Genomic DNA, 21,535 nt, shown 5'->3' with positions numbered 1-21,535 from the left:
TTAGTCGGCGCGGGGCCCTGCGGGACCCGCAACGCCTCCTTAGCTCAGTGGTAGAGCAACGCTCTTGTAAAGCGTAGGTCGTCAGTTCAATCCTGACAGGGGGCTCAGACCTCCAGCAGTTCCGTGCCGTCGAGGGTGCGGACCGCGCGGCCGAGCTGCTCCAGCAGGGGCAGCGACTTGTAGACACCGCCGTTGAGCCCGTCGCGATGACTCGTACACAGTGCCAGCGCAGCCTCGGCCATCGCCTCGACGGGTTCGAGCACACCGTCGGCGGCGACCGCGTCCTGCGCGATCGTCGCCTTGACCCCTTCAGTGAGCACGGCCTTGAGTGGAGCCAGCGCATTCACCACGATCGAGTCGGCGTAGTACTCCGACGCGAGCCCCTCGCTGAGCCGGTTCAGTGCCGCCTTCGACGGCCCGTACGCAGTGCCCTGCAGGTGGTAGATGGGGTCGGGCGGCGGTGTGGCCGGGATGTCGCCCGACAGCGAGGTGATGTTGAGAATGGCGCCCCCGCCGCGCTGCTGCATGGCCGGAATCACCCGCTGGCACAGGTCGACTGGCGCGAAGAAGTTGATCGTCATGATCAGCCGCAGCCGCTTCTCCGAGATAGTGGTGAACGGCGCGAACAACGCCGTGGCCGCGTTGTTGACCAGCACGTCCACCGGCCCCAGTTCGGCGACGACGCGTTCGTGCATCGCGGCGCGTGACTCCGGCGAGGTGAGGTCCACATGGACGGCCGCAGCCCGGCCGCCGGCCGCCTCGATCTGGGCGACGGTCTGCCGAAGCGTGCCCCCGACATCGCCCTGCGCGGGCTCGTCCAGGCTGCGGGCGGCGACGGCGACAGTGGCGCCCTCGGCGGCGAGCCGCCTGGCGATGGCGGCCCCGATACCCCGGCTCGCACCGGTCACCAGGGCCACCTGCCCCGAAAGTGGTTGGGCCGGCACTACTTATCCAGTGGTTTCTGGGTGATGTAGCGACCTGCGGCGACTGGCGGCGGCCACAGCGTCGACGGCAGATCCGCGTAGTTGTAGCGGCCGGGCATGTCCATCATGGGGATACCGATGCGGTCCAGGAACTGCTTGGGCGCCTTACCTGACTTGGCGACCTGGATGAAGGTGTGAGCGGTCGACCCGAGATCGAACCAGTCACGCTGCCACTCGATGCGGATCTTGCCATCGGTCTTGTCGCGGGCCACACCGAACCAACTGCCGCCGATCCCGCGGATCTCGTACTCCTGTCCGTTCTCGTCGGGCACCCCGGACATCTGCCGCCAGAAGCCGACGATCATGGCGTTCTCCTCGTCCATGACGGTCGCCATGTAGTCGTAGTGCCATCCGTCGAGGCCCGACATCTCGGTCCCGAGCGCCCACTTGCGGATCTCATCGCGGCCGATGGCCATGAAGTGTTCGTCGGGGGTGAACATCCAGCCGTAGGTGGCGTCTTCGAGGTAGAGGTCGGCCATGCCGCCCCAGTCACCGGCACGTTCGGCTTCCCGATTGGCTTCCAGCCACTGGGCCCAGAACCCCTTGATCTCGTCGCGGGTGAATGTCTCGCTCATGACACTTCCTTTCATCTGCTGAAACTGTTGCTTTACAGTCACTTTCAGTACTGGCGGTAGCGACGCTGCACATGTTCGGCACGAATGCGGATCTGTTGGCGGCGGTCATCGGGTGACACCCGCGGCGTCGATGCGGGTAGGTGCTCGTCGAGTTCAGCGAACGACAGCTTGCGCACCGTCACGACCGGAAGCCGTTCCGTGGGAGCAGGATACGTCCAGCGCATGGTCATGAACCCGACCGGCAGCCCGGTGGTGTCCAGCCAGTTGGGCACACCGGGATCGCGGTGCGCGACGACGTAGCGGTAGTGACCGTCGTCGTCGCGGCGGGCTTGTGTTCCGTTGAGACTGCTGACGTGGTTGGCGTAGTCGTGCGACTCGCCCCAGACGTTGGCCAGATGAAATCCCATGTAGGCCGGCGGTTCGAACACCTCGGTGTCGACGAGCAGGACCTCGTCCGGTCCCAGCTCGTACATGCCGCCGGAGTAGACGTTGGTGCTCTGGCCGCCGCCGGTGGCCAGCGACGCCCCGGCCGGTGCGTTGAAGTCGTTGCGCGGCATGAACGTCCGGCCGTCACCATTGCGATCGCCGTGTGCCTCCAGCACCACGTCGTAGAACTTGTTCCAGAATCTGGTCTGGTTGTCGACGATCTCACCGACGCGGCGCATCGCCTTCGCGGCCGCGGTTGGGTCGAGCGCAGGTGGGTGCGCACCGATCTTGTCCAGGCGCGCGATCGACAACTCGGGGGCCTCTTCGCGCTCCCAGTCGTGATACAACGCTCGAACCGTCACGAACTCGGCATGGAAAGTCGCAACGCTGCGCTTGGACACCCGCTGGGTGGAGATGAAGTTTCCGCTGAAGTCCGCTGGCCGCTCGGGGGCCAGTATGATCTCGAACCGGCCGTCCTCGCCGATCGCCAGCTCCGGGGAGTCCAGCTTGCCGGTGTTGCCCCGAACGCCAGGTTGCAGCTCGGCGAGGTCGCCGCTGTCACCGGCGTAGCCGGTGTGGGCTTCGACGATGAGGTATTGCGGCGCAATGGGACCCGACGGCGCGCACGGACCACCACCCCAGTGCCGGCTGTCGGCCACCCGGCCGGTGATCCGGTAGGTGAAGCGGCCATCGATCGGGGCGGAGAGGTACATCGCGTCGGCGTTGTCGATGGTGGCCTTGTCCAGCACCTGGATGCTGCGGCGAAAGTAGGGGAACTCGGGATCGCCGAAGAATGCCCGTTCGATGGCCGAGTGGACGAAGCCGAGCAGGTAACGGTAGCCCTCGGCGAGGTCACGCGGCCCGGACTGCGGCGGGGCGTGCAACTCCGGTGACTCCAGGGCATCGCGGGCGTGGCCCAGCCGGTCGATCATGTCGTCCCATGCCGCACGCAACTCACCGCTGTGGTCAGCCGACACGGTCTTCCTCCCAACCGAAACGATCGAACAACGGGGCCAGATGGGTCCGGATGGCGTCGGCTTCGAGCCCGAACTCCTCCAGACTGTAGGTGTGGCCCGACCGGTATTCGCGGCCCTTCTCCTTCGCCAGCGCACTGGCCTGTTCGGGCACCATGTCGAGTCCGATCTCGTCGTAGACGCGCCGCATCACCCCGGCTGGATCGGTCACCAGATCGCTGTAGTTCACGATCACGCTCGGCACCTCCGGGTGAGCGTCCAGGACGTCCAGCGGATGCTGATAGTAGTGATACGACGATTCGACGAAGGACGCGAACGACGAGCGCATCTCGGCCTCCGGGCGCTTGCGCGCCGACCAGGCGAACTGCATGAGTTTGAGGAAGCTGGGAATCGTCTCATAGGGATTGCGAACCGGGACAACGAGTCTGGCGTTCGGAAAAGTGTCGATGAGGCTCTGCACCCTGCCGCAGTGGATGGGCGCCTTCGACAGATGCATGACATCGGGGCCGTTGAGCGCCAGTTGGCGGCGCACACACTCTCGATAGAACTGCATGACCCGCCGCCGCTTGCGGTCGGGCCAGCGGTCGTCGACGTAGTAGAAGTCCAGATGCTGGGCTTGTGGATACTGCAACACCCAGAACCCCGAGGCGCACGACGTCGTCAGCAGGAACTCGTCCTCCTCCGCAGCGAACAGTCCGGACTCGTGAACGGTGTTGCTCTTGGCGAACAGCCGCGCATCGATGACGTCGATGCGCTTGCGCAGGAGTCCGCCGAGGCGCCGATCCCACCGCAGGATGGCCCGCAGCACCTTCTTCTCGATGAGCGAGGGGAAGAACATCTCCCACAGCAGCACATAGGAGAAGCGGGGGTCGTTGGCCATCATGCGGTGCAGATAGGTCGTGCCGCTTCGTGCGTGACCGACGACGAAGACCGGCCTGTGAATTTCGTTGCGGCGCAGTGCCGGAAAGACGATCGGGTCGAGCGCGAACGTCACGGTGTGCAGCACTGCCAGCGCCGGTACAACGAGGCACAGCGTGCGGTACTGCTTGCGGCGGCGGCGCGCCTCGGGTTCCTGGCGGACCAGCAGGATCAGCGTCCACCAGGTGTGCCAGTCGAAATAGAAGACGTTGTTCATGGTGGCCCTCAGGAGTGGACCTTGCTGAGGACCTCGTCGGCGAATCGCCGCAACCGGACCAGCTTGTCCTCCAGCGGTTGACGGTCCTCGCCTCTGATGTAGGGGTTGCGGAAGCCGACGATCACGTCGGTGACTCCCATGTCCGCCAATCGTTTACACCCATCGACCGTGCGGGCGTCGCGGCTGGCTGCGTGAATCTCGAAGGGCTGGTGCGTCTGCCCCGCCTCGGCCCGGTAAGCCCGGAGCTTGCCGAGCATCGCCGCCAGGGCGTCGTTGGGTCCCCCGGCGTGCATCCAACCGTCGGCCTTGGTGGCAGCCCGTTTCAGCGCGGCGTCGGAATGACCGCCGATCAGCAAAGGGATCGGCGCAGTCGGCACCGGGCAGACCTTCATCGACGGAACGTCGTAGAACCGGCCGTGGTGGGAGAAGAACGCCCCGGTCTCCAGCCCGCGGAAGATGTCGATCGCCTCGTCGAGCCGAGCGCCTTTGTGGGCCGGGTCGACACCGGCCATCAGGTAGTCATCGGGGTAGGGGCTGCTGCCGATGCCGATGCCCAGGCCCAGTCGGTTCCCGGTCAGTGCGGCAACCGAGAACGCCTCCTTGGCGGCGAGTACCGGTGAGCGCACCGGGAACTTCACCACGAAGGTGTTGAACCGGATACGTGTGGTGAGCGCGCCCAGATAGCCCGCGAGCACGAAAGGTTCGATGAACTCCTTGCCCTCCAGAAAGCTGCGGTCGCCGTCGGCGGTGTACGGGTAGACCGCATCAGAGTGCTCCGGGTAGCCGATCGAGTCCGGGATCGCGAAGCCGTCATAGCCCGCCGCCTCGGCGGCCACTGCAAGTCGGGGCAGGTATTCCGTGCGGGTCATCGAATCCGAGAAGGTGAAGCGCATCAATTCCCCGCTTGCGAATGTCGGGGCAGGAAGACCGCCCGAGCAGTCGCCGTACCGATGCCCCTCCCGGCCCCGGTGACGATCATGACTTTGCCAGTGAGGCGGTCGGTCATATCAGGTCACCGCCCTGGCGATCCGTCGGCGAGCGCCTGCTTCGATCGCCGCCACAACACTGTTCCGGACACTTGTTCAGATTAGCGGTGGCCCGGCGTCTGGGCAAGAGCCCGTCCCTGGCCTACCGTTAGCACCAGTTCAGCTCACTTATCGTGGCCGGCACGGTTGGGATCGCGGCGCAGCGGACAGGCCGACTGACGCTCAAAACCACACACCTGTCCGGTCGGCACGCATCGCGGCGCCGACCCGTTCGGATATCGCGGTCGGCCGGTGGACAAACAACGTGCGCGCGCTCCGTCAGCTACCGTTATCGCCGTCTCGGGTCGGTTTGCTGGCTCGGCACCCTAAAATCGACGCCACCGCAGATATCCGTCTGCGCGGAGTCGGGGGAGGCGGGAAAAAGCAATGTCGACACCCCGAATCAGCACGCGATTCAGCGCAGCTGCGTTCGTCGTCGGTGTGTCCTTGGCCGGCCCCCAGGCACTGGGTATCGCCTGGGCAGACGGCTCCGACCAGAGTGCCAGCTCCACCGCGGACGCCCCGGCGAAGTCGGGTACCGCGTCGACCGGACGCTCAGCCCGATCGGCCCACACCGGTCCCGCGAACTCCCCGAGCGCGGCGGCGGCGACCGCGGCGGCCGGCTCCGGCAGCACCCAGTCGGCGCGCACCACCTCGACCACCGTCAGCACCCGCACCGTGCTCGGCGACCTGCCCGCCACCGGCCATACCCGGCGGGCCCCGGCCGGCGTCACGGCCGTCACCGACCCCACGGCAGACCTGCAGTCCGTGGTGGCCCGCCTGACGACCGCACCGGACAGTTCCACGGGCGTCGTCACGATCTCCTCGACCTCCTCGACTCCGTCGGCCGCGGTTGTCGCCACATCTCCGAACGACATCAGCGCCCTACGGGTGCCGACCGGCGATGCGTCGGCATCGTCGATCACCGACGTCTTCACGAAGCTGCTGAACTCGGTGAGCTCCTTCTTCGAAGGCATCGGGCTGCTGGTGCGCCGCACCTTCTTCAACCAGGCACCCACCGTCGCGCCCGTGCAGACCACCGGCCAAACCGGCGGAACAATCACCGGCAGCCTCAATGCGGTCGATCCTGAGGGCGATCCGATCGTCTACAGCGTCACCCAGAATCCCCACTACGGCAGCGTGGCAGTCGATTCCGCAGGCAACTACACCTACACACCCGGGAGCGGGTTCGACGGAGTCGACGCGTTCACCATCGCAGCCACCGACACCGGTCTTCACATCAACCTGCTGGACCCGCTGCGTTCGCCGAACACCGGCGCTCTGGTCTCAGTGACGCAGAACGACACCGCGATTCGGGTGGGCTTCAACTTCATCTTCGGTTCGGGCGCGCAGTACTGGTCCAGCGCCGCCCGCGCAGCACTGCAGTCGACGGCGATCTACCTGTCGTCCTATATCAAGGCCCCCCAGGCGGTGACCATCACCTACGACGTCACCGGCGAGTATTCGTTCTTCACCTCGACGCTGGCCTCGGCGGGAAGCGACCTCATCTCCACCGATCCCGGCTTCTACAACACCGTTGTGCAGAAGAAGATACAGACCGGCGTGGACTCCAACGGGGCAGCCGCGGACGGCCAGATCACCTGGAACTTCAACTACTCCTGGGCTTTTGGCGATTCAGTGGCGTCCGGCCAGTACGACTTCCAGTCCACTGCGTTGCACGAGCTGGTGCACACCCTGGGATTCCTGTCCGTCATCGACAGCTCCGGAAACAACACCGGCAACAACTGGACCACCTTCGACGGCTTCGTGGTGACCTCCACCGGCGCGCATCCGATCGACGGCAGCTACACATGGCTTACGAGTTACGACACCAATTTGACCGGCGGCAGCCAGGGCCTCTACTTCGGCGGCGCGAACGCGATGGCCGCCAACAACGGCCACCCGGTGCCCCTGTACACCCCCAACCCATGGGAGTCCGGTAGCTCGATGTCGCATCTGGACGACACGAAGTTCACCGGCTCGAACGCCAAACTGATGAATGCCTCGACCTCCACGGGCCTCGGCGTGCGGACGTTGAGCGCCATCGAGATCGGGATTCTCAAGGACCTCGGCTACGACATGTCCGATCCGCCCCAGAACCTGGCACTGTTCGTGATCGGTTTCGTGTTCATCCGGCGCCGCAAGCGCGCCGGCGGCTCTGTCTCGCAGCACTGATGAGCGACGCCTCGCTGGCCTACCAACGCCGGGACGCGGTCGCCATCGTGTCCATCGACGCGGCCCCGCACAACCCGATGACGCTGGCGTTCATGGACGCATTCGAGGAACTCGTCGCCGACATCGCAGCCGACCAGGGGGTGCGTGCCGTTGTCCTGACTGCCGCCGGTGAGCAGAACTTCTCGGTGGGCATGAACCTCAAGGAGCTCGTCGCCAACCTCGGTGATCCCGCACGGGTCGACATGATCCTCGACCAGCGCCTGCGCGTGCTGGCCACCGTGGAGAACATGGACAAGCCCTGGATCGCAACGCTTTTCGGTAACTGTCTCGGCGGCGGTCTGGAACTCCCCCTGGCCTGCCACTTCCGGTTCGCGGCCCAGGAGGGTGCTCGTATCGGCCTGCCCGAGTTGCACCTCGGTTCGGTGCCGGCATGGGGTGGGAGCGCACGGCTGGCTCGGCGCATCGGCCGCAACCGCGCTGTCGACCTCATCCTGCGGGCCAAGACTCTGACCGGCCCCCAGGCGCTGGAGATCGGCCTCGTCAACGAGGTGTGGCCCCTGGCGGAGCTGAAAAGCCGTGCCGTCGACCTCGCCGAGGAACTGGCCGCTATGCCGCGCACCGCGGTGGCGGCGATCCTGCGCTGCCTGGTGGCCGGCGAGGAGAAGACGCTCGAGGAGTCCCTGCGCGACGAGCGCGCCGCCTTCCATGCCACGTTGGGCACACCCGATATGGCCGAGGGCCTGCAGGCTTTCCTGGAGAAGCGCCCGCCGGTGTTCAACCGTGGCTGACTAGTCAGTCCTCGTCGGCGTTGCCGGAGCGCGGACGGTTGTCGCCGAACAGCGGTCGGCGCAGCGGCTGATGGCCGTGCACGCCTTCGGCGTACGCCGTCTCGGCATGCTGGGTGAAGTCGACACCGGCCATCTCGTCTTCGGGACTGAGCCGAAACCCCATGATCCGGTCGATCAGTTTGGCCAGCCCGAAGGACATCGCGAAGGCGTACGCCGCGACGACCACCATCGCCAGCGCCTGCTTGCCCAGCTGGGCCAGGCCGCCGCCGAAGAAGAGGCCCTGCGGACCGCCCGTCATGACCGCGGTGGCCAGGAATCCGATCAGTAGCACTCCGACCACCCCGCCGACGAAGTGCACACCGACCACGTCGAGTGAATCGTCGTAGCCGAACCGGAACTTCAGCCCGATCGCGAAGGCGCAGACGATGCCGGCCGCGACCCCGACGACGGCGGCGCCGAGGGTGTTCACCGTCCCGCAGGACGGGGTGATGGCGACCAGGCCGGCGACGACACCCGATGCGGCGCCGAAGGTCGTCGGCCTGCCGTCGCGAATCTGCTCGACCGACAACCAGCCGAGCATGCCCAGGCACCCCGCGACCAGAGTGTTGAGGAAGATCGCGGCCGCCGCGCCGTTGGCCGCCAGCGCGGACCCGGCGTTGAACCCGAACCAGCCGAACCACAGCAGCCCGACACCGAGCAACACGAACGGGAGATTGTGCGGGCGCATCGCGTCGACTTTGAACCCGATGCGCGGGCCGAGAACCAGCGCCAGCGCCAGCGCCGAAGCCCCGGAAACGATCTCGACCACCAGGCCGCCCGCGTAGTCAAGTACCCCGAGTTTGTACAGCCAGCCGCCGGGGGCCCAGACCCAATGGGCCACAACCGAATACACCAGAATCGCCCACACCGGTACGAACACCATCCAGGCGGCGAACTTGGCCCGGTCGGCTATCGCACCGCTGACCAGGGCCGCGGTGATGATCGCGAAGCTGAGTTGGAAGGTGGCGTAGAGCAATTCAGGGACTGAGCCGTGCACGGTGCCCGGGCCGATTCCGGCCATCCCGACGTGGGCGAGGTCGCCGATCACGCCGCCGAGACTGTTGCCGGAGAACGCCAGCGAATAACCCACCAGCAGCCAGGTGACCGTCACCAGTGGGATCGCGATGAAGCTCATCATGATCATGTTGAGCACACCGGTGGTACGGACCATGCCGCCGTAGAAGATGGCGAGCCCGGGTGTCATCAAGAGCACCAGTGCGGTGCTGGTCAGCAGCCAGGCGGTGGCGGCGGGATCGATCGAATCCAAGTCCGGCTCCTTCGACGGTCCCGACGAGAATGTCGGCGCGGTGTTTCTAACATGCGGCATTCACGTTTCCGGCATGTTTCGGACCGCGCGGGCGTTACCAGCCCATCGACCCCGGAACGCCCTTGAAGGGGCCGACGACCCAACTGGTGATCCAGCCTCCGTAGAAGCCGCCCGGCTGCGGTATCACCTTCTCCCCGTTGACGGTGCAGCGGTCGACCTGGGCCGCCATGACGGCGATCGCGCCCGCGATGGGTTCGAAACCCCGGGTTGGACTCGGATAGGTCCAGCCCGCCTTGGGCGCGACCGTGGTCCCACTCACCAGGTCGTAGTAGCGGGCCTGGCCCTTCCATTCACACCACGACGAACCGGGGGCCGCCTGTAACGCCCCCTCGATGAACGCCTCGGGCGGCAGGTAGTAGGTCGGCGGGTGGCTGGTCTCGAGTACTCGCCAACCGCGGTCGGTCGAGGCGATCACCTGGCCGCCGAGTTCGACGGTGATCCTGCCGTCGAACACCTCGAGCCGCGGCGGGCGGGGATAGTCCCACACCGATTCCTGCCCTGGGCCCGGTTTTTCCGGTGTCGGCCGTACGCTCATCACTCGACGATACGAGGGCGGGCGACGTGGCCGAGCAGTGGTGGATGATCCCGGCCGGGATCGCCGCGGCGCTGGTGTTCGTCTGGCTGGCGCTCGGGGTGACGCTGTGGGTCGCCAAACCCGATGACATCGGTATCCAGGACATGCTGCGTCTGCTGCCCGACGTGCTGCGCCTGCTCAAACGGCTGGCCACCGACCCGCTCCTGCCCCGGCGTATCCGCGTCGTGCTGATCGTGTTGCTCGCCCTCATCGCATCGCCGATCGACCTGATCCCCGACTTCGTCCCGGTCCTGGGCTATGCCGACGACGTCATCATCACCGCCCTGGTGTTGCGGTGGGTTTCACGTACCGCGGGAGCCGACACGCTGGCCGCGCACTGGCCCGGAACCGCCGACGGCCTGGCGGCGCTGCGCCGGCTGTGCGGGCTGACCGACCCCGCCTGACCCATCTGTGCGACCGCGAAGAGCACCGTTCGGTACGCTCTGCTGTGCGACTGCTTAGCATGGGCCGCTCGCCCCCGAGGTATTGGAGTCATCGCCATGGCCGCACCGACCGCCCGCTACGCCGGCACCCGGGTCTCGCGGGTCGAGGACAGCCGGCTGCTCACCGGGCACGGCACCTACGTCGACGACGTCATGCGACCCGGCATGTTGCACGCCTGCTTCGTGCGCAGCCCGTTCGCCCACGCCCGGATCAACAGCATCGACACCTCCGGCGCCCTGGCCCTGCCCGGCGTCCACGCCGTCTTCACCGCTGCCGACCTCAACCCCGAGGTGAAAGAGGCCTGGCACGCGGTGGCCGGCAAGGACGTTGCGGACACCCCTCGCCCACCCCTGGCCGAGGGGACGGTGAAGTTCGTCGGCGACCCGGTGGCTCTGGTTGTGGCCGAAAACCGTTATGTCGCAGAGGATGCCATCGAACTCGTCGACGTCGATTACGACCCGCTGCCAGCCATCGCCGACGTCACCCGGGCGGTCGGCTCCGAGGCCGTGGTGCACGACGAATATCCCGACAACGTCGCCGGCGGTTTGGCCGGCGCCCCACCCGACGAAGCCGTCTTCGCCGCGTCGGCCGTGGTGGTCGCCGAGCACATCTATCAGCAGACCCATGTCCCGGTGCCGATCGAGACCCGCGGCCTGGTAGTCGAATGGGTAGCTGCCGCACAGGAATTGACGGTGTGGGCGTCCACCCAGACCCCGCACGAACTGCGGGCGTTCGCGGCCCGGCTACTCGGCATCCCGGCACAGCGGGTGCGCGTCATCGCCCGCGACACCGGCGGCGGTTTCGGCCAGAAGGTGGTGCCGATGCGCGAGGACATGTGCATCCTGCTGGCCGCCCGCAAGGTGCCCGCCGCGCTGAAGTGGATCGAGGACCGCCGGGAGAACCTGATGTCGGCGGGCCAGGCCCGCCATGTCGACGGCAACGCCCGGATGGCCTTCGACGCCGACGGGTTCATCACCGCTGTCGACATCGACTTCATCCAGGATGTCGGCGCCTACCCCACGCCGTATCCGGTGTTGACCACGGCTGCCATCGGCATGTTCTTCCCCGGCCCCTACCGGGTGCCCAAGGCCAGCTTCAGCTACCAGACGGTGTTCACCAACACCAGCGGCCTGGCCGCCTACCGCGGGCCGTGGCAGTACGAAACCCTCACCCGCGAAATACTTCTCGACATCGCCGCCCGCAAGATGGGTGTCGATCCGGTCGAACTGCGCCGCAAGAACCTGCTGCGCCGTGACGAGATGCCGTACTTCAACCCCAACGGCATGCCGTACGACCACGTCGCGCCGATGGAGACATTCGAGCAAGCGGTGAAAATCCTTGACCACGAGGGATTCCGGAAGGAGCAGGCCGACGCACTGGCGGCCGGCCGCTACATCGGCCTGGGCTTCTCGGCCTACATCGAACCGACGGGTGCGGCCACCGGACACCTGGCCACCGAGGGCGCGACGATCCGGATCGAGCCGACCGGCAAGATCAACGTCTACGTCAACGGGGGCTCGAGCGGCAACAGCATCGAGACCACGGTGGTGCAACTGACCGCCGACGCACTCGGCGCGGACATCGACGACGTCGCCACCATCCAGGGCGACACCGCCGTCACCCCGTACGGCGCAGGCACGCAGGGCAGCCGCAGCGGGCCGATGACCGCCGGCGCGGTCGACGAGGCCGCGGCAATCCTGCGGCAGCGACTCGTCGCGATGGCCGCCCACATCCTGGGCGTAGACGCCGAACGCATCACGCTATCCGGTTCGCGCGCGAGCTCGGTCGACGACCCTTCCAAGAGCATCACTTTCGCCGATCTGGCCTACCGTGCCCACTACGAACCCCAGCAGTTACCGGCAGGCATGTCAGCCACCCTGGAGGCGACGACCCGCTTCACCTCGCAGACGCCGATCCACTGGGCCAACGCAACCCACGCCTGCACCTGCGAAGTGGACGTCACCACCGGGCGGGTGACGCTGACCCGCTATATCGTCAGCGAGGACGTCGGCCCGATGATCAACCCGAATGTCGTCGAAGGCCAGATCGCCGGCGGCACCGTTCAGGGCATCGGCGGCGCACTTCTCGAACACCTCGTCTACGACTACGACGGAAATCCGTTGGCCACCACGTTCGTCGACTACCTGCTGCCCACCGCGACCGACGTGCCGCCCATCGAGTACGGCCACGTGGAAGTACCCGGTCCCGGCGTCGGCGGCTACAAGGGCTGCGGCGAGGGCGGGGCCATCGGTTCGACGCCTGCGGTGATCAACGCGATCAACGACGCCCTGGCACCCCTGGGGGTCACGATCACCACGCTGCCTGCCACACCGGCCCGGATCGTCGCGCTGATCGACGAAGCCGCCCGGTCCTAGGACGTCGAGTCGGACGAATTCGCGGCCAGCCGAACGGCATTGACGATGCCCTGGTAGCCGGTGCAGCGGCAGAAATTCCCGGAGAGCCCCTCGCGGATCTCCTCGTCGCTGGGGTGCGGGTTGTCCCGCAACAGCGCCGTGATCGACATGACAAACCCGGGCGTGCAGAAGCCACACTGCAGGCCGTGGCAGTCGCGCAGCGCCGCCTGTACCGCTGAGAGCTCACCGTCAGCCCCGGCGACACCCTCGACAGTCGCGACCTCGGCGCCGTCGGCCTGGACGGCGAACACCAGACACGACCGCACCGCGGCGCCGTCGAGCAACACCGTGCACGCACCGCACACCCCGTGTTCACACCCGAGGTGAGTGCCGGTGAGTCCACACCGTTCGCGCAGGAAGTCTGCAAGTGTCATCCGCGGCTCGACGAACGCCTCGGTGGGAGTTCCGTTGACAGACAACCGAACCGGACGCTCATACATCGAGGGCCTCCTTTGCTGCCGCCTGCCACGCCTGTGCCACCATCGCCGCGCCGACCCGAAGGCGGTACTCCGCCGAGCCCTGGAGGTCGGCGGGCACATCATCGAGGCCGGCCACCGCGAGCTCACCGAGTTCCTCAGCGCTGACGTCACCGATCGGCCGGCCCGTGACCGCCGCTTCGGCCGCCGCGGCACGCCGCGGCGTCGCGCTGAGCGCGAGCAGTCCGATCGCACAGCGGCGAATCACGTCGTCACCGCCGAGCTCGACGCCCACGACCGCGCCGGCGATCGCGAAGTCTCCGTGCCGGCGCGCGAACTCCTGCACTGCGAATCCGCACCGGCCTGACCACACGGGGAAGCGCACCCCGACCAGGACTTCGTCGGGCGCCATGGTCGTCTCCCACACGCCGCTGAAGAATTCGGCGGCCCGGATGCGCCGGACACCGGACGGCGAGAGGGCCTCCATCTCGGCATCGAGGGCCAGCGCGACGGCCGGGTACTCGGCCGCCGGATCGGCGTGGGCGATCGATCCCCCCAACGTTCCCCGGCTGCGAATCTGGAAATGCCCGATCAACGGTGTGGCGCGGGTCAACAGCGGGACCGACGAACGGACCTGCTCGTCGGAGCCGACCACGGCATGCGTGGTGCCGCCGCCGATCCAAAGCTGGTTGCGGTCGCGCCGGATGCCCTTCATCTCCTCGAGCCGGGAGATGTCTATCAGGTTGTCGAAGAACGCCAGCCGCATGGCGAGCATCGGCACCAGGCTCTGGCCGCCGCCGAGCAATTTGGCGTCATCGCCGAAGTCGGCGAGCATCTGCGCGGCCTCGGCCGCACTGTCAGGACGGTGGTAGTCGAACGGTGCCGGCTTCACCGGTGCACCCCGGGGCGCGTCATGCTAAGCACACGCTCAGCATAGCGGGGTGTCAGATCAATTCGACCGCGGCGTGGGCCGGATCGGCCGGTTCGGCGGATTGTTCGAGCCGCCGCCCGGGTCGATGATGATCGAGAGGCCACCGTCGTAGCAGAACGGGTCATAGTCGCAGGGATAGGGGACGTAGGGGCCCGCGGTGGGTGGCGGCGGTTGCCCGCTGCCACGCACCTGGCCTTGGGCACACACCGTCGCCCCGCCGGAGTTGACACATTCGGCCTGGGCAGGCGCGGCGGCGACCAGTGCCGCGGTGGCCACTGCGCCGGTGAGCAACACCACTGTCAAGCGCCCTATGCCGCCTCCCATAGCTGAGCCTTCCCGTCGTCTGCACCGCGGTGATCTGGGCTGGAGCGTACTTCAGCCGCTCAACTGCGGCGGTCGTTCACGACCGCAAGCACCCGGACCGGCTGGGCCGCGTACAGCAAATGACCGCATACTGACGATCATGAATCCGACGCCCCCTGCGCCGGCGGCCGCGGCGGGCACCCGCCACGGCCGCCATCGAGGGCGACCGGAAAGAGCCCGGCGCGCGGCGCGCATCCTGTGTCGGACGCTGGCCGGGCTGGTATCGGTCGTGGTCGTCATGGCGACCGGCGTCGCCTACTCGCAGGCGCACGGGTTGCTCGGCGGCATCACCATCTCGCGGGCGCTGGGATCCGACGAGCCGAGGTCCAGCGGCGGCGCGATGAACATCCTGCTGATCGGTCTGGACTCCCGCAAAGATCAGGACGGCAATGAGCTGCCCGACGAAGTTCTCGACAAACTGCACGCCGGCGACTCCGAGGCGGGCGGCTACAACACCAACACGTTGATTCTGGTGCACATCGGTGCCGACGACAGGGTGGTGGCCTTCTCCATTCCGCGCGACGACTACGTCGCCGTCAGCGGCATCAAGGGCTACGACCACATCAAGATCAAGGAGGCCTACGGGCTGACCAAGTTCGAGACCGAGCAGAAGCTCGTCGACGAAGGTGTCAGCGATCGGGCGGAGTTGGAGAAGGCGGGCCGGGAGGCCGGCCGTAAGGCAACGCTGCGGGCGGTGCGCAACCTCACCGGTCAACCCATCGACTACTTCGCCGAGGTGAACCTCGCGGGCTTCTACGACCTCGCCGAAAGCCTCGGCGGCGTGGAAGTGTGCCTGAACCATGCTGTGCACGACGACTATTCGGGTGCGGACTTCCCGGCCGGCCGTCAGCGCCTCGATGCCGCCCAAGCGCTGGCCTTCGTCCGGCAGCGGCACGGCCTGGAGAACGGCGACCTCGACCGCACGCACCGCCAGCAGGCATTCCTGTTGTCGGTGATGCACGAACTGCAGCAGTCGGGTTCGTTCACCGACATCGAGAAGTTCCGCCGGTTGATGGATGTGGCCCGCAAGGACATCGTGCTGTCCGAGGGCTGGGGCGAGAGCCAGTTCCGCCGGATGGCCGCACTGGCGGGCGGCGACGTCGAGTTCCGGACCTTGCCCGTGGTCCGCTACGACAACATAAACGGTCAAGACGTCAACATCATCGATCCGGCCAAGATCCGCGCCGAGATCGCCAGCGCGATCGGCACCGGCACCACAACCACCACGGCCGCGACAAGCGCTGCGGCACGGCCACTTCCGCCGGTGAACCCGCTGACCGCGATCACGTTGGTCAACGCCAGTGCGACCGCCGGCCTGGCGTCGCAGGCGGCAACAGTCCTACGCAGGAAGGACTTCACCGTCGAGGAGGTCCGCGACCGGGAATCCGGTGAGCCGGTCGACACCGTCGTCACCTACGGGCCGGGAGCCCAGACCGACGCACAGTCAGTGGCCACGCTGCTGGGCATCGACAACGCGCCACAGGCCAACATCGCACTTCCCGCCGGCCACATCCGAGTCATCCTCGGCGACGGCTACGACGTGCCGACCGAGCAGCCCGCAACCGAGGCAGTCGTCGAGACCACGCCGTCGCAGGGCTGGTACGGCATGACCACGACTCCCACGCCGGACCAGGGCAGGCCGATCGACGGCGGCGGGATTCCCTGCGTCAACTAGTGACGACGCCGCGCAAGCCGTCCGCACCGAAGGCGGGCTCCAGCATGGCCGAGTAGTCCGGGCCGCGCCGCAGGCTCTGGCCGCCGTCGACCCCGATGATCTGCCCGGTGACCCACTGGGCGGCGTCGCTGAGCAGGAACAGCGCGGTGTTGGCGACATCGTCGACCTCACCGGGGCGTGGCAGCGGAGTGCACTCCGCGTAGTCCCCGCTGATCTCCGGCGAATCGAGCACCATCTGAACCAGCTCGGTGCGGATGAGTCCGGGTCGAATGCCGTTGACCCGCACCCAGGACGGGCCGAGTTCGTCGGCGGCCAGTTGCACGAGGTGATCCAGGCCCGCCTTGGTGACGCCGTAGGGCCCGAACCAGCGGTGGGTGTTGCTGGAGGCGATCGAGGAGATTGCGACGAACGAACCTCCGCCACCACGAACCAGCGCTTGGGCCGAATGCTTGAGCACGTACATCGAGCCGTTGATGTTGAGGTCGACGGTGGCGCGCCAGCCCTCGGAATCCATTTGGGTGATCGGTCCGATGGTCTGCGATCCGCCCGCGCAGTGCACGACGCCGTGCAGGCGGCCGTTCCACGCAGTGGCCGCGTCGACGACGGCGGCGACCTGGTCCTCGTTGGTGACGTCAGCCGGTTCGTACCTGACGTCGCCGGCCGGTCCGCCGGCTTTGATCTCGTCGACGGTCGCGGCCAGCCGGTCAGCACCGCGGCCGACGATGACGACGCGGGCGCCAGCCTTGGCCAGACCCTCTGCGACCCCCTTGCCGATTCCGCTACCACCACCGGTGACCAGGTAAGTCCGGTCCTCGAACGAGAGCTGCACGCCGCACTCCTCACACAAAACTGAAACAGGTTCTACGTATAGAACCATGGCGGACCGTCGGCGCAAAGGGCCGGTTCCGGTCACCGCAACGGCCACCCAGGGTGGGGCCTTCGCATGGCATCCGGTGGCCGTCATGAGCCGCGCCGAGACGGGTCACCAATGGCCACAGCGAACAGCGGGAAGCTCCGGACAGCTCGACGCCGACAGCCTCTGGAACACCGTTCGCACCTCCCATCACACCCCGAAAATGCCGTCGGGAATGGCGTCGGCTAACCGCTTCGCGGTACAAACACACGCAATTGGCACGCCGCGAAAGAACGGCGGCGGATTGCAACTCGGAGATTTCTGCGCAGTTCACGCCTACCGAGAGCGGGCTCGCAACCCCTCCTGAAAATTGCTGCGGAATTAATTGACTTCGGTGTAACACAGGCAAGGTTACGAGCGATGAAACTCCCGAAGAACTGCGGTCGGGGGAAGGCAGCCATACACTGCGTTCACACAGCCGCTCAGCAAACCGAGTAGAAAGCGCACCATCATGGCTACATTGAAGAGTTCGGCGCGACGTCTGGCCTTGGCCGGCGGTTTCGCGCTTGCAGTTGCGGCCGCGCCGGCGATGGCTGCTTTCACCATTTCATCCACCGGCGCTGCCCCGGCTGTTGCCGAATGCGCCCCCGGTGAGGTCGTGAACACCGAAGGTGTCGGCTGCCTGCCCGCACCGGCCGAGACCAACCCGGGCGAAGTCGCCTTCTCCACCCCGGGCGACCCGGCCAGCCTTCCCGAGGTTCAGGGCATCCCTTGCACAGGCGCAAACACCGGCCAGTGCATAGGATTGCAGGAAGAGCAGCAGGTTCCTGTTGTGGAGCCCCACTCGACCATCTCGTCCAGTCCGTAAGACGGAGTGCCGGCAGCGGTGCTCCGTCGTCCTTCTTCAGGAAGTGTGAAGTATGGCGAACTCCCCCTCTGTCAGCAGGCGCATCCTTCTCGCGGGAGGGTTGAGCATCGCGATCGCAGCCGCCCCGGCGGCTGCGTTCGTGGCTCTGCCGTCGCACGCCCCGGCCGGGCCTGCGCTGGCATGCCCTGCTGGCGAGGTCGAGGACATCTACATCGGTGAGTGCACCCCCGAGTTGGTGCCGAACGCTCCTGGCGGCAACTACCCGACACCCACCAACAGCGGCGGCGGCGTCTCCTTCTCGACCCCTGGCGACCCGGGCAGTTTGCCTGAAGTACAGGGCATTCCGTGCACCGGCGCCAACACCGGCCAGTGCATCGGTCTGGAGGAGAACCAGGTTCCCGACGTCCAGCCGCATTCCAGCATTTCCTCCAGCCCGTAACAGGGCGGGACCAGGAAGGGCAACGATGCCGATCCATTCCAGTCGCACAGTCAAGCTGCTGACCGCGGGCGCCTTCGCACTCGCGGTAGCACTTGCACCCGCTGCCGGGTTTATCTATGCCGCCCCGCAGGCCCTTGCCGAAGGCGCGGGCGGCGTGCCCGACCCGCAGCCGGTGCCGGTTCCGGCTCCCCAGGCCGACCAGCCGGGCAACTCGGCGGGCTGCCAGTCCGGCGAGTCCCTGGACCCCTCGACCGGCAACTGCGTGCCCACGATGACGCCGCTGGAGTCAACCCAGGGCGACCAGCCCCAACCCGACGCTGCCCCGCCGCCACAGACCGGCGCCGAGACCAGCACCGTGGTCACAGGTGATCCCGCCAACCTGGTACCCAACATCAACGGCTATCCGTGCACGGGCTATTGGGAGTCCGCGGCCTGCTACGCGGTCAGCCAGACCGAGGGGCCACCCGTCGAACCAAAATCGACGATCTCCTCCAGCCCGTAACCACAGATCAGACCTTCACCTAGAGTTGAGTTATGCCTGCTAAATCAGATCCCGCGGACATCGACGACGTGGAGCCCCTGGCCGACAGCACAGCCCGCCAGGCCCGCCGCGTCGTCGCCGCCTATGCCACTGACGCCGACGAGTGCCGCGTCTTCCTGTCGATGCTCGGTATTGGACCGTCAAAGCTCGAGGTCTAGACAGTGCCCGGAGGCAAGAAGACCGACTCCGGAAACTCTGAGTTCGTCGTCGTCGCCAACCGCCTCCCGATCGACATGGAGCGGTTGTCCGACGGCACCGTCGCATGGAAGCGCAGCCCCGGGGGCCTGGTCACCGCACTGGAGCCGCTGCTGCGCCGCCATCGCGGCGCCTGGATCGGGTGGCCGGGTGTCGTCGACGGCCCCGAGGAACCGATCGTCGAGGACGGGCTGCAGCTCTATCCGGTGCGACTGAGCGCCGAGGAGTTCGAGGAGTATTACGAAGGCTTCTCCAACGCCACCCTGTGGCCGCTGTACCACGACGTGATCGTCAAGCCGATCTATCACCGGGAGTGGTGGGATCGCTACGTCGACGTCAACCGCCGCTTCGCCGAGGCGACCTCCCGCGCGGCCGCCGAAGGCGCCACCGTCTGGGTGCAGGACTACCAACTGCAGCTGGTGCCCAAGATGCTGCGCCTGCTGCGCCCCGATCTGACCATCGGGTTTTTCCTGCACATCCCCTTCCCGCCGGTCGAGCTGTTCATGCAGATGCCCTGGCGCACCGAGATCATCGAAGGTCTGCTGGGCGCCGATCTGGTCGGTTTCCACCTGCCCGGCGGCGCGCAGAACTTCCTGTTCCTGTCGCGAAGACTGGTGGGCGCCAACACTTCCCGCGCCTCGGTCGGTGTTCGGTCCCGCTTCGGTGAGGTTCAGCTGGGTCTGCGGACGGTCAAGGTGGGCGCGTTCCCCATCTCCATCGACTCCGCCGACCTCGACCGCACCGCCCGCGGCAGGGAGATCCGCCGCCGGGCCCGCGAGATCCGTGCCGAGCTGGGCAACCCGCGCAAGATCCTGCTCGGGGTGGACCGGCTGGACTACACCAAAGGGATCGACGTCCGGCTCAGGGCGTTCTCGGACCTACTCGCCGAAGGGCGTGCCAAACGCGACGACACCGTCCTGGTGCAGCTGGCGACCCCGAGCCGGGAACGCGTCGAGAGCTACCGCATCCTGCGCAACGAGATCGAACAACAGGTCGGCCACATCAACGGCGAGTACGGCGAGGTGGGCCACCCGGTGGTGCACTACCTGCATCGCCCGGTGCCGCGCGATGAACTGATCGCGTTCTTCGTGGCGGCCGACGTCATGCTGGTCACCCCACTGCGCGACGGGATGAACCTGGTGGCCAAAGAGTATGTCGCGTGCCGCAGCGATCTGGGCGGCGCGCTGGTGCTGAGCGAATTCACCGGTGCGGCAGCCGAATTGAGGCAGGCGTATCTGACCAACCCGCACGACCTCGAAGGCGTCAAGGACACCATCGAGTCGGCTCTCAACCAGACTCCCGAAGAAGGCCGGCGGCGCATGCGTGCACTGCGGCGTCAGGTCCTGGCCCACGACGTCGATCGGTGGGCGCGGTCGTTCCTCGAAGCACTGGCCGATGCCAAGTCTGGCACCGACAGCGGCTCGGCGATCGACTAGATCGCTTGCCGCCGTTGCTCAGTCGCCCATCAGTCCCATTACGCCGAACGTGCGCTCCGGGTCGCGATCAGCGAAGTAGTCGCTCATCGACGCGCTGAGTGCGGACGGATCCCAGGCGTCGCCCTCGGCGTGGAACCGGTGCTCGGCGGTCGGTGCGGCCACCAGAGTCACAGTGGGTCCGTAGACGATGAAGATCTGCCCACTGACCTTCTGCGATGCCGGCGACGCGAGGTAACGCACCAGGGTGACCACATGGTCGGGCGACAGTGGGTCGATCTCCCCCTCGGGGGGCGCCTCACCGAACACACCGGCGGTCATCGCGGTGCGCGCCCGCGGGGCGATCGCGTTGGCCGTCACCCCGTAGCGTCCCAGCGCCCGCGAGGCGGTCAGCGTCAGCGCGGTGATGCCGGCCTTGGCGGCGCCGTAGTTCGCCTGCCCGACCGGACCGGACAGACCGGCCTCCGATGAGGTGTTGATGATGCGGCCGTAGACCGATCCGTCGTTGTCCTTGGCCTTGTTGCGCCAATACGTCGCCGCATTGCGGGTCAACAGGAAGTGGCCACGCAGGTGGACCGCGATCACCGCGTCCCAGTCCTCGTCGCTCATGTTGAACAGCATCCGGTCCCGGGTGATGCCGGCGTTGTTGACGACGATGCTCAGGCCACCCAGCCCGTCGGCGGTCTCGACCAGTTCGTCGGCCGTCGAGCGGGCGCTGATGTCACCGGCCACGGCGACACCCTTCGAACCTGCTGCGCTGATCTCGTCGAGCACGTCGGAGGCGTCGAGGGCCTTGTGCATGTCATTGACGACCACGGTCGCGCCGGCCTTCGCCAGGCCGATGGCCTCGGCCCGGCCCAGGCCCGCGGCGGCACCGGTCACCACCGCGACGCGCCCGGAGAGATCGATCGAGTCAGACCCGTCTTGTGCAGTCAACTTATG

Annotated in this window: 22 protein-coding genes and 1 tRNA gene; 11 read left to right on the top strand and 12 right to left on the bottom strand. The window is 67.0% G+C overall.

Annotated elements, in window-relative coordinates; genetic code table 11:
- Window positions 1-33 precede the first annotated feature (33 nt).
- A tRNA-Thr gene (locus HBE64_RS02450) sits at window positions 34-105 on the top strand.
- Here HBE64_RS02450 and HBE64_RS02445 read toward each other — a convergent pair.
- Genes HBE64_RS02445 through HBE64_RS02425 form a run of 5 tightly spaced genes read right to left on the bottom strand, consistent with a single transcriptional unit; the run spans window position 105 to window position 4,986 of the window.
- Window positions 105-908, bottom strand: a complete 804-nt coding sequence (locus HBE64_RS02445; RefSeq protein ID WP_243841472.1) for an SDR family NAD(P)-dependent oxidoreductase — start codon at window positions 906-908, stop codon at window positions 105-107. The genes HBE64_RS02450 and HBE64_RS02445 overlap by 1 nt on opposite strands.
- A gap of 35 nt (window positions 909-943) precedes the next feature.
- On the bottom strand, window positions 944-1,558 hold the full coding sequence (locus HBE64_RS02440) for a nuclear transport factor 2 family protein (protein WP_167097448.1): 615 nt from the start codon (window positions 1,556-1,558) through the stop codon (window positions 944-946).
- Between the two features lie 44 nt (window positions 1,559-1,602).
- Complete coding sequence (locus HBE64_RS02435; RefSeq protein ID WP_167097446.1) at window positions 1,603-2,961, bottom strand: hypothetical protein; 1,359 nt, start codon at window positions 2,959-2,961, stop codon at window positions 1,603-1,605.
- Complete coding sequence (locus tag HBE64_RS02430) at window positions 2,951-4,093, bottom strand: sulfotransferase (RefSeq protein WP_167097444.1); 1,143 nt, start codon at window positions 4,091-4,093, stop codon at window positions 2,951-2,953. The genes HBE64_RS02435 and HBE64_RS02430 overlap by 11 nt, the downstream gene beginning before the upstream one ends.
- 8 nt (window positions 4,094-4,101) lie before the next feature.
- Complete coding sequence (locus tag HBE64_RS02425; protein ID WP_167097442.1) at window positions 4,102-4,986, bottom strand: TIGR03619 family F420-dependent LLM class oxidoreductase; 885 nt, start codon at window positions 4,984-4,986, stop codon at window positions 4,102-4,104.
- A 519-nt stretch (window positions 4,987-5,505) separates the two neighbouring features.
- On the opposite strand from HBE64_RS02425, the gene HBE64_RS02420 reads away from it, so the two are divergent.
- Complete coding sequence (locus HBE64_RS02420; protein ID WP_167097440.1) at window positions 5,506-7,293, top strand: Ig-like domain-containing protein; 1,788 nt, start codon at window positions 5,506-5,508, stop codon at window positions 7,291-7,293.
- Window positions 7,293-8,081: an enoyl-CoA hydratase/isomerase family protein gene (locus HBE64_RS02415; protein ID WP_167097438.1), complete on the top strand. Its 789-nt coding sequence runs from the start codon at window positions 7,293-7,295 to the stop codon at window positions 8,079-8,081. Before HBE64_RS02420 ends, HBE64_RS02415 begins: the two co-directional genes overlap by 1 nt.
- 4 nt (window positions 8,082-8,085) lie before the next feature.
- On the opposite strand, the gene HBE64_RS02410 is transcribed toward HBE64_RS02415, so the two are convergent.
- Together HBE64_RS02410 and HBE64_RS02405 are read right to left on the bottom strand one after the other, a co-directional pair.
- Window positions 8,086-9,387: an ammonium transporter gene (locus HBE64_RS02410; RefSeq protein ID WP_167097436.1), complete on the bottom strand. Its 1,302-nt coding sequence runs from the start codon at window positions 9,385-9,387 to the stop codon at window positions 8,086-8,088.
- A gap of 94 nt (window positions 9,388-9,481) precedes the next feature.
- Window positions 9,482-9,982, bottom strand: a complete 501-nt coding sequence (locus HBE64_RS02405; RefSeq protein WP_167097434.1) for a DUF427 domain-containing protein — start codon at window positions 9,980-9,982, stop codon at window positions 9,482-9,484.
- Window positions 9,983-10,008: 26 nt separating this feature from the next.
- Here HBE64_RS02405 and HBE64_RS02400 point away from each other — a divergent pair, with 26 nt between their 5' ends.
- Both HBE64_RS02400 and HBE64_RS02395 read left to right on the top strand, forming a co-directional pair.
- On the top strand, window positions 10,009-10,425 hold the full coding sequence (locus HBE64_RS02400) for a YkvA family protein (protein ID WP_243841471.1): 417 nt from the start codon (window positions 10,009-10,011) through the stop codon (window positions 10,423-10,425).
- A 96-nt stretch (window positions 10,426-10,521) separates the two neighbouring features.
- Complete coding sequence (locus HBE64_RS02395; protein WP_167097432.1) at window positions 10,522-12,840, top strand: xanthine dehydrogenase family protein molybdopterin-binding subunit; 2,319 nt, start codon at window positions 10,522-10,524, stop codon at window positions 12,838-12,840.
- On the opposite strand, the gene HBE64_RS02390 is transcribed toward HBE64_RS02395, so the two are convergent.
- From HBE64_RS02390 to HBE64_RS02380, 3 genes are read right to left on the bottom strand one after another with little or no spacing between them, the layout of a single operon-like run.
- Window positions 12,837-13,319 (bottom strand): (2Fe-2S)-binding protein, encoded by a 483-nt coding sequence (locus tag HBE64_RS02390; RefSeq protein ID WP_167097430.1) that lies wholly within the window; start codon window positions 13,317-13,319, stop codon window positions 12,837-12,839. The genes HBE64_RS02395 and HBE64_RS02390 overlap by 4 nt on opposite strands.
- A complete protein-coding gene (locus tag HBE64_RS02385) occupies window positions 13,312-14,187 on the bottom strand; it encodes a xanthine dehydrogenase family protein subunit M (protein ID WP_167097428.1) in 876 nt (291 codons plus the stop codon). The genes HBE64_RS02390 and HBE64_RS02385 overlap by 8 nt, the downstream gene beginning before the upstream one ends.
- Window positions 14,188-14,244: 57 nt before the next feature.
- Window positions 14,245-14,550, bottom strand: a complete 306-nt coding sequence (locus HBE64_RS02380; RefSeq protein WP_167097426.1) for a hypothetical protein — start codon at window positions 14,548-14,550, stop codon at window positions 14,245-14,247.
- A gap of 139 nt (window positions 14,551-14,689) precedes the next feature.
- Between HBE64_RS02380 and HBE64_RS02375 the strand changes: the two genes are divergently transcribed.
- Window positions 14,690-16,264 (top strand): LCP family protein, encoded by a 1,575-nt coding sequence (locus HBE64_RS02375; RefSeq protein WP_167097424.1) that lies wholly within the window; start codon window positions 14,690-14,692, stop codon window positions 16,262-16,264.
- Here the strand turns inward: HBE64_RS02375 and HBE64_RS02370 are convergent.
- Entirely contained in the window at window positions 16,257-17,093 is an 837-nt protein-coding gene (locus HBE64_RS02370; protein ID WP_208300550.1) for an SDR family oxidoreductase, read from the bottom strand. The two genes, HBE64_RS02375 and HBE64_RS02370, sit on opposite strands and share 8 nt — an antisense overlap.
- Window positions 17,094-17,628: 535 nt before the next feature.
- On the opposite strand from HBE64_RS02370, the gene HBE64_RS02365 reads away from it, so the two are divergent.
- Genes HBE64_RS02365 through HBE64_RS02345 form a run of 5 tightly spaced genes read left to right on the top strand, consistent with a single transcriptional unit; the run spans window position 17,629 to window position 20,596 of the window.
- Window positions 17,629-17,985 (top strand): intersectin-EH binding protein Ibp1, encoded by a 357-nt coding sequence (locus HBE64_RS02365; RefSeq protein WP_167097420.1) that lies wholly within the window; start codon window positions 17,629-17,631, stop codon window positions 17,983-17,985.
- 52 nt (window positions 17,986-18,037) lie between these two features.
- Window positions 18,038-18,424 (top strand): intersectin-EH binding protein Ibp1, encoded by a 387-nt coding sequence (locus HBE64_RS02360; RefSeq protein ID WP_167097418.1) that lies wholly within the window; start codon window positions 18,038-18,040, stop codon window positions 18,422-18,424.
- 25 nt (window positions 18,425-18,449) lie between these two features.
- Window positions 18,450-18,926 carry a hypothetical protein gene (locus HBE64_RS02355; protein ID WP_167097416.1) on the top strand — a complete coding sequence of 159 codons (477 nt, stop codon included), beginning with the start codon at window positions 18,450-18,452 and terminating at the stop codon, window positions 18,924-18,926.
- A gap of 32 nt (window positions 18,927-18,958) precedes the next feature.
- Window positions 18,959-19,123, top strand: coding sequence for a hypothetical protein (locus HBE64_RS02350; protein WP_167097414.1), 165 nt, complete (start codon window positions 18,959-18,961; stop codon window positions 19,121-19,123).
- Between the two features lie 3 nt (window positions 19,124-19,126).
- A complete protein-coding gene (locus tag HBE64_RS02345; protein ID WP_167097412.1) occupies window positions 19,127-20,596 on the top strand; it encodes a trehalose-6-phosphate synthase in 1,470 nt (489 codons plus the stop codon).
- Window positions 20,597-20,614: 18 nt separating this feature from the next.
- Here HBE64_RS02345 and HBE64_RS02340 read toward each other — a convergent pair whose 3' ends face one another.
- The gene (locus tag HBE64_RS02340; protein WP_167097410.1) at window positions 20,615-21,529 is read right to left on the bottom strand and encodes a 3-oxoacyl-ACP reductase; all 915 of its coding nucleotides are present in this window, start codon (window positions 21,527-21,529) and stop codon (window positions 20,615-20,617) included.
- Between the last annotated feature and the right edge of the window lie 6 nt (window positions 21,530-21,535).

Origin of the sequence: Mycobacterium sp. DL592 (genome assembly GCF_011694515.1) — a bacterium.
Lineage (GTDB): Bacteria > Actinomycetota > Actinomycetes > Mycobacteriales > Mycobacteriaceae > Mycobacterium.
Note: the sequence above shows the minus strand (reverse complement) of the source record. Positions and strands in the feature narration are given on the sequence as shown.